Annotated in this window: 9 protein-coding genes and 2 riboswitches; of the genes, 6 read left to right on the top strand and 3 right to left on the bottom strand. The window is 59.3% G+C overall.

Annotation, left to right across the window (positions count from 1 at the left end; translation table 11 throughout):
- The first annotated feature begins 100 nt into the window (after positions 1 to 100).
- Positions 101 to 1,597, top strand: coding sequence for an MFS transporter (locus tag AC6I6H_RS14110; RefSeq protein WP_497954506.1), 1,497 nt, complete (start codon positions 101 to 103; stop codon positions 1,595 to 1,597).
- A gap of 322 nt (positions 1,598 to 1,919) precedes the next feature.
- Here AC6I6H_RS14110 and gcvPB read toward each other — a convergent pair whose 3' ends face one another.
- The 3 genes from gcvPB to gcvT form a co-directional block, all read right to left on the bottom strand.
- Positions 1,920 to 3,503 carry an aminomethyl-transferring glycine dehydrogenase subunit GcvPB gene (gene gcvPB / locus AC6I6H_RS14105; protein ID WP_497954505.1) on the bottom strand — a complete coding sequence of 528 codons (1,584 nt, stop codon included), beginning with the start codon at positions 3,501 to 3,503 and terminating at the stop codon, positions 1,920 to 1,922.
- Positions 3,500 to 4,852 (bottom strand): aminomethyl-transferring glycine dehydrogenase subunit GcvPA, encoded by a 1,353-nt coding sequence (gene gcvPA, locus AC6I6H_RS14100; protein ID WP_497954504.1) that lies wholly within the window; start codon positions 4,850 to 4,852, stop codon positions 3,500 to 3,502. Before gcvPA ends, gcvPB begins: the two co-directional genes overlap by 4 nt.
- A gap of 872 nt (positions 4,853 to 5,724) precedes the next feature.
- Positions 5,725 to 6,846: a glycine cleavage system aminomethyltransferase GcvT gene (gene gcvT, locus AC6I6H_RS14095; protein WP_497954503.1), complete on the bottom strand. Its 1,122-nt coding sequence runs from the start codon at positions 6,844 to 6,846 to the stop codon at positions 5,725 to 5,727.
- Positions 6,847 to 6,936: 90 nt separating this feature from the next.
- Positions 6,937 to 7,029: riboswitch (glycine riboswitch) on the bottom strand.
- Positions 7,030 to 7,032: 3 nt separating this feature from the next.
- Positions 7,033 to 7,130, bottom strand: a riboswitch (glycine riboswitch).
- A gap of 177 nt (positions 7,131 to 7,307) precedes the next feature.
- Here gcvT and gcvH point away from each other — a divergent pair.
- The 5 genes from gcvH (at position 7,308) to AC6I6H_RS14070 (ending at position 13,270) form a co-directional block, all read left to right on the top strand.
- Positions 7,308 to 7,703 carry a glycine cleavage system protein GcvH gene (gene gcvH, locus AC6I6H_RS14090; RefSeq protein WP_497954502.1) on the top strand — a complete coding sequence of 132 codons (396 nt, stop codon included), beginning with the start codon at positions 7,308 to 7,310 and terminating at the stop codon, positions 7,701 to 7,703.
- A gap of 569 nt (positions 7,704 to 8,272) precedes the next feature.
- Positions 8,273 to 9,025: an MBL fold metallo-hydrolase gene (locus tag AC6I6H_RS14085; protein WP_497954501.1), complete on the top strand. Its 753-nt coding sequence runs from the start codon at positions 8,273 to 8,275 to the stop codon at positions 9,023 to 9,025.
- Between the two features lie 1,506 nt (positions 9,026 to 10,531).
- Complete coding sequence (locus AC6I6H_RS14080; protein ID WP_497954500.1) at positions 10,532 to 11,344, top strand: TetR-like C-terminal domain-containing protein; 813 nt, start codon at positions 10,532 to 10,534, stop codon at positions 11,342 to 11,344.
- Positions 11,345 to 11,370: 26 nt separating this feature from the next.
- Positions 11,371 to 11,772 (top strand): YrdB family protein, encoded by a 402-nt coding sequence (locus tag AC6I6H_RS14075; RefSeq protein WP_497954499.1) that lies wholly within the window; start codon positions 11,371 to 11,373, stop codon positions 11,770 to 11,772.
- A gap of 106 nt (positions 11,773 to 11,878) precedes the next feature.
- Positions 11,879 to 13,270, top strand: a complete 1,392-nt coding sequence (locus AC6I6H_RS14070) for an MATE family efflux transporter (protein ID WP_497954498.1) — start codon at positions 11,879 to 11,881, stop codon at positions 13,268 to 13,270.
- Positions 13,271 to 13,998: the final 728 nt, after the last annotated feature.

Here is a 13,998-nt window from a genome sequence, read left to right as displayed (position 1 = left end):
TTTTTCGTTGGCTGAGATAGTTGCGTAGACAATAGTTTAGTAGTAAAATAAATGAATTCCAAACCATTACACGTTGATTTTGTTCCGAAGGAGATCCCACATGAAATCCGATTCGATATCACTGCCTAAATCCGGTCCTTCCGCTTCTTCGCCGCAGGATGCCGCCGCTGCCGGTTCGGGGAGCGGAGAGCGTACACAGAAAGGGGCGAGCCGTTGGCTCGTGCTTGCCAACGTATCAATGGGCTCTTTTATGGCGACGCTCGATTCAAGCATCGCCAACGTCGCGCTTCCGACCATTTCGGAGGACCTGAACGCTCCCGTTCATGCGGTCCAATGGGTGTTGACCGCCTATTTGCTCACCATCTGCGCTTTGCTGCCCATAATGGGCAAGATTGCCGACCGGATCGGACGAAGCCGCGTGTTCAACAGCGGGTTTCTTTTGTTTGCGGCCGGCTCGGCGCTATGCGCTCTGTCCTCTACGCTTCCTTTATTGATTGTGTCCCGCACCCTCCAGGCTGCCGGGGCTTCTTGTCTGATGGCCAACAACCAGGGAATCGTGTCGGAAACGTTTCCGAGCCGGGAACGCGGGCGCGCCCTCGGCATCATCGGCTCCGTGGTTTCGCTTGGTGCTTTGACGGGACCGGGCATCGGCGGCCTGCTTGTCGGGTACTGGCACTGGCCATCGATTTTCTGGATCAACGTGCCTATCGGCATCATCGGGTTTACGGCCGGCCTCTTCCTGCTGCCCAAAGACAAACCCGCCGAAGGCCGGCAGCCGTTTGATTTTGCCGGCTCGGTGATGTTTGTCGTCGGAATTGCCGCTCTTCTTTACTGCGTTTCCAATGGACAAGAATGGGGCTGGAGCTCTCCGGCTACGCTCCTGGGCATCGCCGGCTCTTTTGCGCTTCTCGTGGTGTTCTTTTTCTATGAACGGAAAACCGCTCATCCGATGCTCGACTTAAGCTTGTACCGCATTCACGATTTTGCGGTCGGCAGCGCGGCTGCGTTCCTTTCCTTTATGGCCCTGTTCTGCATGACGGTGCTGACGCCGTTCTACCTGCAAAACGTGCAGGGCTTCTTGCCGGAAAAGACCGGCCTGCTGGTCATGGTCTACCCGCTGTTTATGGCGGTGACGGCTCCGTTTTCCGGCTGGCTGTCGGACCGGATCGGGGCGCGTTTGCTCACCACGGCGGGCATGGCGGTCAACACCGCGGCGTTCGTGCTGCTTGCCAACGTAACGGCGCATGCGAGCCTGGCGGCGATCGTGCCGGTTTTCGCTTTGTTCGGCATCGGCGGGGGCTTGTTCCAATCCCCGAATAACGCCAGCATCATGAGCTCCGTGCCGCAAAACAAGCTGGGCGTGGCAGGCGGACTGAACGCTTTGGTCCGCAATGTCGGCATGGTGCTCGGCACGGCGATGGCGGTTTCGGTCTATACCGTCCGGCTCCAGCATGCCGGAGGAACAACGGGCGTCGGCGAGCCGGAGGCTGCTTTGGCCGGGCTGCATCTGGTGTTCTGGATCGCGGCCGGCATCGCGTTCCTCGGCGTGCTGGTGACCACACGACGCGGAAAAGGGCACGCGGACAAAGTCGCCTGAAGCGGGGAAGCGTCGCTTGATGAATTTCCAAAAAAACTGAATAAACGCAAAAAAACGCTGAAATAACACTGGAGAATATCGCCCAAATAAAACGTCCCATCCCGCACTGCTAGCGGAGATGGGACGTTTTTTAGGGAGGGGAGGCAACGACGCCGTATGGGCGGGCACCACGGTTCACGGATCACGGATCACAGGTTACGGATCACGGATCACAGGTTACGGATCACGGCACAGGTTACGGATCATGGATCACGGAACGCGGTTCACGGCTCATAGATCATGGATCTCCCCGCTTGCTTCCGCTGACTGGCTCTCCGAGGAATTAAACGCCGCAGGAGCAGTTCAGCACCGGCTTGCGGGCCGCCAGCGCTTCGTCGGGACGGCGGACCACGGTGGTATGCGGTGCGTTTTGCAGCAGCTCGGGGTTCGCCGCCGCTTCCTCCGCGATGCGGATCATCGCGTCGATAAAGCCGTCCAGCGTTTCTTTGCTTTCCGTTTCGGTCGGCTCGATCATGATGCATTCCTCGACGTTAAGCGGGAAGTAGATCGTCGGCGGGTGGTAGCCGAAATCGAGCAGCCGCTTTGCGACGTCCAGCGTGCGCACGCCGTAGGCCCCGAGCTTTTTGCCCGAAAGGACGAACTCGTGCTTGCAGATCGCATCGAACGGCGCTTCGTAGTAAGGAGCAAGCCGCTTGCGCAAATAGTTGGCGTTCAGCACGGCGCATTCGGAAACCCGGCGCAGGCCGTCCGGTCCGTATGAGCGGATGTAGGTATAGGCCCGGACCAGAATCCCGAAGTTGCCGTAAAACGCCTTGACCCGGCCGATCGATTCGGGGCGGTTGTAGTCGAAATAATACGTCCCGTCCTCCTTGCGTTCCACTATCGGCTTCGGAAGGAACGGGATCAGCTTGGCTTTGACGCCGACCGGACCGGAGCCGGGGCCGCCGCCGCCGTGGGGGGTGCTCATCGTTTTGTGCAGGTTCAGGTGCACCACGTCAAAGCCCATGTCGCCGGGGCGGGTGATGCCCATAATCGCGTTCGAGTTGGCCCCGTCGTAATAAAGCAGGCCGCCGGCTTCATGGACGATACGGGCGATCTCCCCGATCTCGGCTTCGAACAGCCCCAGCGTGTTCGGGTTGGTCAGCATCAGGGCGGCGGTGTCGGGACCGACGGCGGTCTTCAGTGCCTCCAGGTCGACCAGCCCGCGCTCGTTGGAGCGGATCGTCACCGTCTCGAAGCCGGCCACCGTCGCGCTCGCCGGATTGGTGCCGTGCGAGGAATCGGGCACGATCACCTTCGTGCGTCGCTCGCCGCGGCTTTCATGATAGGCGCGGATCAGCATCAGGCCGGTCCATTCGCCGTGCGCGCCGGCGGCGGGCTGGAGCGTGACCTTGTCCATGCCGGTGATTGCGGCCAGGTCGTTCTGGAGCCGGTGCATCAGCTCAAGCGCACCCTGGATCGACGATTCCGGCTGGTACGGATGGATTTTGGCAAACCCGGGGAAGCGGGCCGTGTCTTCGTTGATCTTCGGGTTGTATTTCATCGTACAGGAGCCGAGCGGGTAAAAGCCGTTGTCGATGCCGAAGTTGCGCCGCGAAAGGGCCGTGTAGTGGCGGATGACGTCCACCTCGTACACCTCGGGAAGAGCGGCGGGCTCGGAGCGGAGAAGACCGGCGGGAATCAAAGCGGCCGGGTCGGTCTCCGGCACGTCGCATTCCGGCAGGGAGTAGCCGATGCGTCCCGGCTGGCTGAGCTCAAAAATCAGCTTTTGCTCCTGCTCCGGCACTTCCGGCTTGGTTTGCCCGCTAACGGCCGTGGCGGGGACAGCGCTTTGCTGAGCGGAGACGGGGGCGGACGGAGCAGCCGCTTCGGGCTGACCGCTCGGGTTCGGGTTCACGTTCGTCATGCGAGTTCCTCCAATCGGGCGGCGAAAGCGCCAATCTCTTCTTTGGTCCGGCGTTCGGTCACGGCGACAAGCAAATGGTTTTTCAGCTCCGGGTAGTCCCGGCCGAGGTCGTAGCCGCCGATAAAGCCGTCCTGCAGCAGTTGTTCGTTGATCGCCGGGATATCGGCGGATTCGGGAAGCTTGACGACAAATTCGTTGAAAAAGGGAGCGGCAAAAGCGAGCGAGGCGCCCTTGATCCGGCCCAGCGTTTCGGCGGCGTAGTGCGCTTTGTTCAGGTTAAGCAGCGCGTTTTCCCGCATGCCCTGTTTGCCCATGACGGACATGTACACGGATGCGCAGAGAGCGAGCAGGGCTTGATTCGAGCAGATGTTCGAGGTCGCTTTTTCACGGCGGATGTGCTGCTCGCGGGCTTGCAGGGTCAGCACGAAGGTGCGCTTGCCGTCCCGGTCCACCGTCTGGCCGACGATCCGGCCGGGCATGCGCCGCTTCAGCGCGTCGCTGACGGCGAAAAAGCCGCAGGTCGGGCCGCCGAGGGAAGCGGGGATGCCGAGCGGCTGCGCGTCGCCGACGACGATGTCGGCTCCGAAGCGGCCCGGCGCTTCCAGCAGGCCGAGCGAAAGCGGATTGGCGCTCACGACAAGGAGCGCGCCTGCGGCATGGATGCCCGGCTCCAGCGCGGGCAGGTCCTCGACGCAGCCGAAGAAGTTCGGCGACTGGAGAATGACGGCCGCCGTGTCGCCGTCTAGCGCCGCGGCGAGGGCGTCGGGGTCGGTCACCCCGCCCGGGCAGGCGACCTCGACGACCTCGAGGCCAAGCCCCCGCGCCGAGGTGCGCAGGATTTCGCGCGCCTCCGGATGGACGGCGCGGGAAACCACAATGCGCTTGCGCCGTGTTGCGCCGCTCGCCAACGCGCCGGCTTCCGCCAGCGCCGTCGCGCCGTCATACATGCTCGCGTTGGCGGCCGCCATGCCGGTCAGCTCGCAGATGTAGGATTGGAATTCGAAGATGGCTTGCAGCTCGCCCTGGCTGATCTCCGGCTGATAGGGCGTATAAGCGGTATAGAATTCGGAGCGGGAAATGACGTGATTGATGACGACCGGGATGTGATGATCGTAAATCCCGGCCCCGAGAAAACTCGTGTAGCGGTCCGAATCGGCGTTGCGCCCGGCGAGCGCGTTCATGTGGCGCAAAAGGGCGTATTCGTCCAGCGCTTCGGAAACGGGCAATCGTCCTTCATAGCGGATCGACCGGGGAATGTCGGCAAACAGGTCGTCGACCGTGTCGACGCCGATCGCTTGCAGCATCTCCGCCTGGTCCTTTTCGGTCATCGGCAAATAGCGGTGCTTCACTTGGATTCTCTCCTCGCTCCTTTGAATTTGGGTGTTGATGTGTGATAATGCCTCTCAATTACCGGGCGGATGGGGTTCCTTTACCTGGCGATACCAGGCGATAACTGGCAATACCGTGATACCTGACGATACCTGGGAATACCGCGATACCTGACGATACCTGGGAATACCGCGATACCTGGCGATAACCGGCAATACCTGGAAATACCGTGATACCTGACGATACCTGGCGATACCCGGCGATTAAGCTTGTTTCGCTGCAAACGTGCTGCAACGTCCGGAGTGAACGTCCCGTTTGGACAAAGACGGCGGCAGTGCGAGTTGCTTCGGCTTCCTTTTTTTGACGTGACAGGGAATAAGCGTCCTTGACGGGGCAGGTTATAGGCGTCCTTATTTGTCGAGGCAGGGAATCGTCCCTTTGGATGGTCGAGAAATTGTTTCGTTCCTGTCCTTACTTGTTCCCCTCGGCCTCGGCGCAGCGGTATTTCCTGCAAAAATGCAGCAATTGCAGGCATAAAAGAAACGTTTATCCACCATTGCTGCGATTTTGCAGGATTTTTCTCGACAGGCGGATGGATAGGGGCAATAGAAGCGGACAATGCTGCACATTTGCAGCATTGTTCCCCCTTTTCCCCTTGTTGGGACGGAAAATGATGCACTTATGCATGATTGCTCTTCCCGTCAGTCTTGCGAACCGCTCGTAAATGAGGAAGGAGCGGCTGCCGATTGTCGCCGTTCGGAAGCGAAAGACCGCAGCCGTCGATTGCCGTCGTTCGGATGTGAATGACCGCAACCGCAGCATGGGGCGGCGCAAACCGCAGCAACCGGTATCCGAATCGGAGAAGAATCCGTTGGCGAGCGAACATCGCTCTTTATTGAGCCGCCCCCGCGCCCGGCTTCGGCCGCTTGTAGAATGGCGTCGGGACGACCTGAGCCTTCAGCTTTTTGCCCCGGATTTCCACCCAAACCTCCGTGCCGGGCTCCGCATAGGCGGATTCGATAAGCGCGAGGCCGAGGTCGCGTTTCAGCGACGGGGCTCGCGTGCCGGTCGTCACTTCGCCGATTTGGCGGTCGCCGGCATAAACCGGGTAGTGGCTGCGCGGGATGCCGCGGTCGACCATTTCGATGCCGACGAGGCGGCGGGGCCGGCCTTCTTCCGCCTGTCGCAGCAAGGCTTCGCGGCCGATAAAGTCGCCTTTGTCCAGCCGGACGAAGCGGTCCAGGCCGGCTTCGAGCGGCGAAATGTCCGCGGACAGCTCCTGGCCGTACAGCGACAGGCAGGCTTCAAAGCGCAGCGTATCGCGCGCGCCGAGCCCGACCGGCGTCAGGCCGTATTCTTCGCCCGCCGCGAGCAGGCCGCGCCATACGCCGGCCGCTTGCCCGGCCGGGACGTAGAGTTCGAAGCCGTCTTCGCCCGTATAGCCGGTGCGGGAGACTAACGCGTCCGTGCCGCACACGTTCGCCTGCGGCAGGAACGTGAAGGGCTTCAGCCCGCCGGCCGGCGCATCCGAGGCTTTGGCCAGGATGGCCGCCGCGTGCGGGCCTTGCAGGGCGATAAGCGCCGTTTCTTCGGAAACGTCGCGGATGTCTACGTCCCCGGTTTGATGGCTGCGCAGCCAGTCGAGGTCTTTTTCCAGATTCGCCGCGTTCAGCACGAGGAAGAACCGGTCGGGCGCCGCCCGGTAGATCAGCAGGTCGTCGACCGTTCCGCCGTCAGGGTAGCACATGAGGCTGTACTGCGCTTTTCCGTCGGCCAGCCGGGACACGTCGTTCACCGTGAGGCGCTGGAGGAAGCCTTCGGCGCCTGCGCCGGTGACCCAAACCTCGCCCATGTGGGAAACGTCGAACAGGCCGGCCCGCTGCCGGACGGCGTCATGCTCGGCCTGAATGCCGGTGAACTGCACCGGCAGCTCCCAGCCGCCGAAAGGCACGCAGCGCGCGTCAAAGCCTTCGGTGTAAAGCGGGTAGAGGGGCGTTCGTTTCAAATCGGTCAACCTCGTCACCTCTTTCGTGAAATGGGAAGCGGGCAGCAAAAAAGACAGGAAAAAAGAAACGGGCCCTTGCCGGGTTATCCGTGTCTTTTCCCCTGTCCTTTGTACCTGAGAGTTACCTTCCGCCGAGTCGCGCGACGGAAGTTTCCCCTTGGGTGACCCGCCAAAAGCGGGTTCTCTCCAGAGATGCGTCCGGCCATGGTCCTTTTGCCTGAGAGATTCACCCCGGGGGGCTTACTCCTTCGGCGCCGCCGCTTGCTGCCGGCAGTCTCTCCCATTGCGTTCATCCGCCGTATCTTCTTGTCATCTTCATGTATACGGGAATCGGGGCCAAATGTCAACAAAAGTGACGCAAATAAACCGCTCCTTTTCTTCGCCATTGACAACGAACCCGAGGTCCGGTACTTTAATTACGTATTCGCAACTCCTGCCAGCAATCCATTAGATAAAGCGAGGTTCGAGTGATGAGCGAGGTTAAAAGCAATTTGTTTTACAGCCAGGAGCACGAGTGGGCGGAACCGGCCGGAGCCAACCGGGTCCGCATCGGCATTACCGATTTTGCGCAAAGCCGGCTGGGCGACATCGTATTCGTGGAGCTTCCGGAAGTGGGAGCAAGCGTTGGCGCCGGAGACGGAATCGGCACGATCGAGTCGGTCAAAACGGTGTCGGACCTGTTTTCCCCCATCGCCGGAAAAGTCGTCAAAGTGAACGTCGCGCTGCTGGAAAAGCCCGAGCTGGTCAACGAGCTGCCCTACGGCGACGGCTGGATGGTCGAGCTGGAGACGGAAAACGGAGCGGAAGAAGCCCTCGCCGGCCTGCTTTCCCCGGAGAAGTATACGGAATTCATCGAAGAGGAGTAGTCCCGGGAAGCCTTGCGGCGGAGCGGCTAACTCCAGGCGTCGGGAGAACGGCAGCGGCCGTTTTCCGGGCGCTTTTTCACGTTTGGGCGGCGGGTGGGGATCCAGGGGATGCGGATGAGGTGCGGAAGACGACGCAGATGCGGAACGGGGGAGGCAGCCCTGACCTGGAGGGCGGACCTGCGAGTGTTGCCGAAGGTTATGAAAGGCGAAGTTGCCCCGGAAAGGTGGTTCTGCCGGTGCTGCAAAAGGCTGTGGAAGGTGAGGCAAACGGCGGACCGGGGGCAAGGGAGGCCTGGTAGGCGGACCTGTGGGTTATGCAAAAAAAGGGGGATCGCGGGCAGGGGGCAAAGGGAGCCTGGTAGGCGGACCGGCAGGTTATGCAAAAAGACGGTGGGAGGTGGGGCAAACGCAGATGGGCGAACAGTGCGGAAGGCATGGGCGCGCAAACAAATTGGTATCGAAAGCTCCCGCATTTGTCAAATAGGAAGTTTATGTTTTGACAAAACTAATAGCATTAGTTATTATGAAACTAACGACATTAGTTTTTAAAAGGGAAGGTGGATGCGGGTATGCGTCTGATTCGAAAAGGGACGTTCAGCCAGTTGACCTTTTTGCCAACACTTTTTCCGGTAAATTGCTATCTGGTTGAAGAAAAGGACGGGCTGACGCTGATCGATGCCGCACTCCCGTCCAGCGCGGCGGGGATTTTGGGGGCGGCCCGGGAGATCGGCAAGCCTGTCGTGCGGATTGTTCTCACGCATGCGCACGGGGACCACATCGGAGCACTCGATGAACTGAAGCAGGCGCTGCCCGATGCGGCCGTTTGCATTTCCCGCCGTGACGTCCGGCTGCTTGCGGGCGACCGCTCGCTGGAACCCGGTGAACCGGAGAGCCCGATTCGCGGTGGGGTGCCGAAGCCGGGCACCATAACGACCCGCCCGAATGTGCTGCTCGAAGACGGAGACCGCGTAGGTTCGCTGGTGGTGATTGCCGCGCCTGGCCACACGCCGGGCTCCATCGCGCTGCGGGATGAACGCAGCGGGGCGCTTTTCGCGGGGGATGCTTTTCAGCTGCGCGGCGGCGCGGCCGTAAGCGGCCAGGTGAAGCTGCGGTTTCCGTTCCCTGCGCTGGCGACCTGGAGCAAAGCAAGGGCGTTGGAAAGCGCACGACGGCTTGCCGCTCTTGAACCGGCCTGGCTGGCCGTGGGGCATGGCAATCTGCTGGAGCGGCCGGCCGCCGTTATGGAAAAGGCGGTCCGGAACGCCGAGCGCAAGCTGCACGGACAGCCGCCGGACAGACAAGCAATGGATTCGCACCGCTGATGGTACGAGTAAATTTGGGTTCGGCTCTAAGGGAACGGGGAGCACAAAAAGTACGAAAAGAGAAAAAGCACAACTAGTGCAACTAGCGGAACTAGCAGAACTAGCAACTTGCGGAACAGGCGGAACAAGCGGAACAGGCGGAACTAGCGGACTTGCGGAACAGGCGGAACAAGCAGAACTAGCGGAACAGGCGGAACAGGCGGAACAGGCGGAACAAGCAGAACTAGCGGAACTAGCGGAACTAGCGAGCTTGCGGAACCTGCGAACTTGCGGAACAGGCGGAACAGGCGGAACAAGCAGAACTAGCGGAACTAATGGAACTAGCGAGCTTGCGGAACCTGCGAACTTGCGGAACAGGCGGAACAGGCGGAACAGGCGGAACCTGCGAATTTGCGGAACAAGCGGAACCTGCGAACTTGCGGAACAGGCGGAACCTGCGAACTTGCGGAACAGGCGGAACCTGCGAACTTGCGGAACAGGCGGAACAAGCGGAACAGGCGGAACAGGCGTAACAAGCGGAACAAGCGGAACAGGCGGAACTGCGGGAACAAGCGGAACCTGCGAATTTGCGGAACAAGCGGAACCTGCGAACTTGCGGAACAGGCGGAACAAGCAGAACTAGCGGAACTAGCGAACTTGCGGAAAAACTAGCGGAACAAGCGGAACTAGTGGCCCTTCCAATATCGTAGGTTGGAAAGGAGGATTATGTTCGTCTGCACAAACGGGCGGTTATGACCCGAATCTCCAACTTTCCAGAAGGTCTCCCACTCGTATGAATGGACCGTAAGTGCATAAAAGCACCTATTTGTACCGAAAACCATCATTTTTTACCGAATAGATGCAATAAAGCATTTATTTCTTCTGAATTCTGCAGATTCCGCCCTTTTTTTAAGAAATAAGTGCGTCTAGGTTATTATTTCGCGAGGGGGACGGGAAAGGTTGGAAATTAAGTGCGGCTTTGCACCTATTCGCTTCCTCGTTCCATGGCCAGCATCCAGCTGATTGGTCCAACCTGTCCAACGGCCTCATCCCGCCGCTTGCTTGTCCAGCCAAGGGAATATTTGCAAAAAGAAAGGCACGATAAGCAAACTGGACCATCAAGAGAGAAAAACCTCCGTAAGGCGGGCACTAGCGCAGCAAGCACGGAGAATTAGGGGTCAGGCAAAGCAAGGAGCAACGAAACGAGCAAGGAGCAACGAAACGAGCAAGGAGCAACGAAACGAGCGAGGAGCGACGAAACGAGCGAGGAGCAACGAAACGGCAAGGAGCGACGCAACGAACGAGGAGCAACGAAACGAGCAAGGAGCGACGAAACGAGCGAGGAGCAACGAAACGAGCAAGGAGCGACGCAACGAACGAGGAGCGACGAAACGAGCAAGGAGCGACGAAACGAGCAAGGAGTAACGAAACGAGCAAGGAGCGACGCAACGAGCAAGGAGCAACGAAACGACCAAAGGAACAACGAATCGATCATGAAAGCAACTTAACGGACAAGGAGGGACGTGCATGTCTCCGCGCGCAGGATTGGATGCAACGATTATTTTGCAGGCGGCTGCCGAGCTTGCCGACGAAAACGGCCTTGACGCGGTCACGCTGTCGACGCTGGCCCAGAAGCTGAACGTCCGGCCGCCTTCGCTGTACAACCATGTGGAAGGCCTCCCAGCGCTTCGCCGGAAGCTGGCATTGTACGGGATGCGAAAGCTGAATGAGGCAATGGCCGCAGCAGTTGAGCTTGCGAAGGAGGTGGCCGCCAAAGGCGATGCGGGCTGCGATACGGATCAACGTACGCCGCATGCTGCCGCCGAGTCTGAAATGACCGACGCCGGGCATGTCAACGATGCAGCGGTGCCTATCGCCCCCGAACGAGCGTCTTTCGATGACGGGCTTGTTCCCGACCGGGCCAATAGCGAATCCTTGTATGCCCTAAAAGAAGCCGAGGACAAAACTTCCTATGCCACCGAACGCGCAAAGGATAAAACCGTCCATGCAGTAGCCGCTGCTTACGTCGATTTTGTCCGACGGCATCCCGGCATTTATGAGGCCACCATGCGGGCGGCCGATTGGCAGGATGCCGAAACGCAGGAAGCCGCGGCAAAATCCGTTGAGCTGGTCCGGCAGGTGCTGGCCGCCTACGGCTTGCAGGGTGATGAATCCGTGCATATGGTGCGCGGGCTGCGAAGCATGCTGCATGGCTTTGCCACTTTGCAGGCGGGGGGCGGCTTTAACCTGCCGCTTGATGCCGGAGTCACGCTGCACAAGCTGATAGAGACCTTTTTGGCCGGGCTGCGGGCACAAGCTGGTGGGCGTCCCCGGACGTAGGAAGAATGGGAGGATGCGCGTGTGAGATGTTTCTAATCAAGGCGGGAACGTCGGGAAAAAGCCGGGAAAAAGAAGTGGAGACTGTCATGATCGCTTTTATGAAATCAGGCAATTTGGTCGTGCGCTTCCTCTTGGAGCTGGGAGCCCTGACCGCGCTTGGCATATGGGGCTTCCAAACCGGCGACGGCCGGATCGGCCGCTTCGTGCTCGGCTTGGGCGGACCGCTCGTCCTGTCGGTTTTCTGGGCCGCGGTTCTGTCACCGAAGGCGCGATTCCGGCCGTCTATCCCGGCCGCCTTGTTATTGGAGTTTGTGGTTTTCGGGCTGGCGGCTTCGGCGCTTTTTGCCGCGGGATATCGCCGTTTGTTTGTCCTTTTCGCCGCTGTTTATCTGCTGCACCGCCTTTTGATGCTGGTCTGGAAACAATAGGGGCGTTCGCGAAAAAAATATATTTTGGACAGTAGTATGCGAAGCGCTTTCAGTGCTATCATTCGTTTTGTTTGTTTGAATGATGACCGAAAGAGCAGGTGACAGCATGACTTCCGCACGCGAATTTAACTTATTCCGGTTGACCTGGCCCATTTTTCTCGAGCTGGCGTTGTTTATGCTGCTTGGCATATCCGACACATTTATGCTGAGCGCGATTTCCGACAACGCGGTTGCGGGTGTGGGGGCGGCCAATCAGTATTTGCACATTGCCATTCTGATCCTGGAGGTTGTGGGCAACGGCGCTTCGATCGTGGTAGCGCAATACCTGGGCTCCCGCAAAGCGCTGGATGCGGCAAAAATCGCCGCTACCGCCATTACCCTGAATCTGATGGTCGGACTTGTGATGGGGACGGCGTTTTTGCTGTTTAACGGCCCGATGCTGCGCACGCTGAACCTGAGCGGCGATATATACGTTTATGCGCAGAGCTACCTGGCGATCGTCGGCGGGGGGCTTTTTATCCAGGCGATCATAAACTCACTGTCCGCGCTGATCCGCGTTCATGGCTTTACCAAAGAGTCGATGTATGTGTCGCTCGGGATGAATGTGTTTCACCTTTTTCTGAATTACGTGCTGATTTTCGGGAACTTCGGCTTCCCCCGTCTGGGCGTGGAAGGGGCGGCCATTTCGACCGTGGTGAGCCGGGGGCTGGCGCTTGTCGTCTTTTTCTGGATGCTGTACCGCGTCATGGAGATCAAGCCAAAGCTCGTTTATTACGTCCAATTGGCACGGGAGCGGATCGCCCAGATTCTGAAAATCGGGCTTCCGTCGGCTTTTGAGCAGATTATTTATCAGTCCTGCCAGATTGTTTTTCTGTACTATGTCACGTATCTCGGGGAATCCTCGCTGGCTGCACGCCAGTACGCCTCGAACATCTCGATGTTCATCTATCTGTTTGCGTTTGCCATCGGCATGGGAACGTCGATCATCGTCGGACGGCTGGTGGGCGCGAACCGGAGCGATGAGGCGTATCATCAGGTGTGGAAAAGTACCCGGTACGCCAGCGCGGCGACGCTGGTGATGATCGGGGTGGTTGTTTTGCTGCGGGAGCCTCTGGTGCGCGTCTTTACGGACGACCCGGAGGTTGTGGGACTGGCGACGCAGCTTCTCCTGCTGAGCTTTGTGCTGGAGACGGGGCGGACGGTGAACATCGTCCTGATCAACTCGCTCCGGGCGACCGGCGACGCAAAATACCCGGTCTGGATCGGCATGCTGTCGATGCTCGGCATGAGCGTGCCGCTCGGGTATTTGCTGGTGTTTGTGCTCGACATGGGCGTCGCGGGCGTCTGGCTTGCCATCGCGGCGGACGAGTGGACACGGGCCGTGATTATGTTTTTCCGCTGGAAGAGCCGGCGGTGGGAGCGGTACGCGCTTGTCGACCGCGATGCGGCGGAGGCGGCCGCTGTACCGGAGCTGGCGAGCGGTACGGCGGCGGGATGAGCGTGGGGGAGGCGAGCCGCTGTGCCGGAGCTGGCGAGCGGTACGGCGGCGGGATGAGCGTGGCGGGGGCGGCCGCTGTGCCGGAGCTGGCGAGCGGTCCGGCGGCGAGATGAGCGCGAAAGAAGAGGCAAGTGTAGACGCAGGTGCTAGTATAGTTAGTTTAAACAAGCGGATACGAAAGTTGCTCTCCGCCGAAATAGTGCCGGGAAAGTACCGGGAAAAATGCGGCAGGTGACCGGCGAAGGCTTCCGAAGTTTTTTAGAGTCCAGTTGATCATAAACAAATTGGCGGGAGCGGCTAACGGTTGCCAGAGAGCTTATTTGGGCAAAATCGGGTAGTCTCAGATTGTAACGGTTGCCACAGAGCTTATGATCGTGTTTTGCGCCTGTTTTAGTCCATTTTTCCTCAAATAGCCGCTGTGGCAACCGTTAGAATTGGAAAAGGGCGTTTTTAGCCCGAATAAGCTCCGTGGCAACCGTTAGAATTTTTTGGACGAATCCAACGGGTGTTTTTCGAAACAAGCTACCTGCGATCATGCAATAAGCATGCGTGAGAAGGTGCGGATCAACCAGAGCATTGTGGAACGTGCGGAACATCGCGGAACATCGCGGAACATCGCGGAACATCGCGGAACATCCGAACCAAGCAAACCAAGCAAACCAAGCAAACCAAGCAAACCAAGCAAACCTTCCAAACGGAAAAACGGCACTCCTGCCCCCACCTTACGC

It is taken from the genome of Gorillibacterium sp. sgz306347 (assembly GCF_059735245.1).
This window is presented reverse-complemented; position numbering and strand designations above follow the sequence as displayed.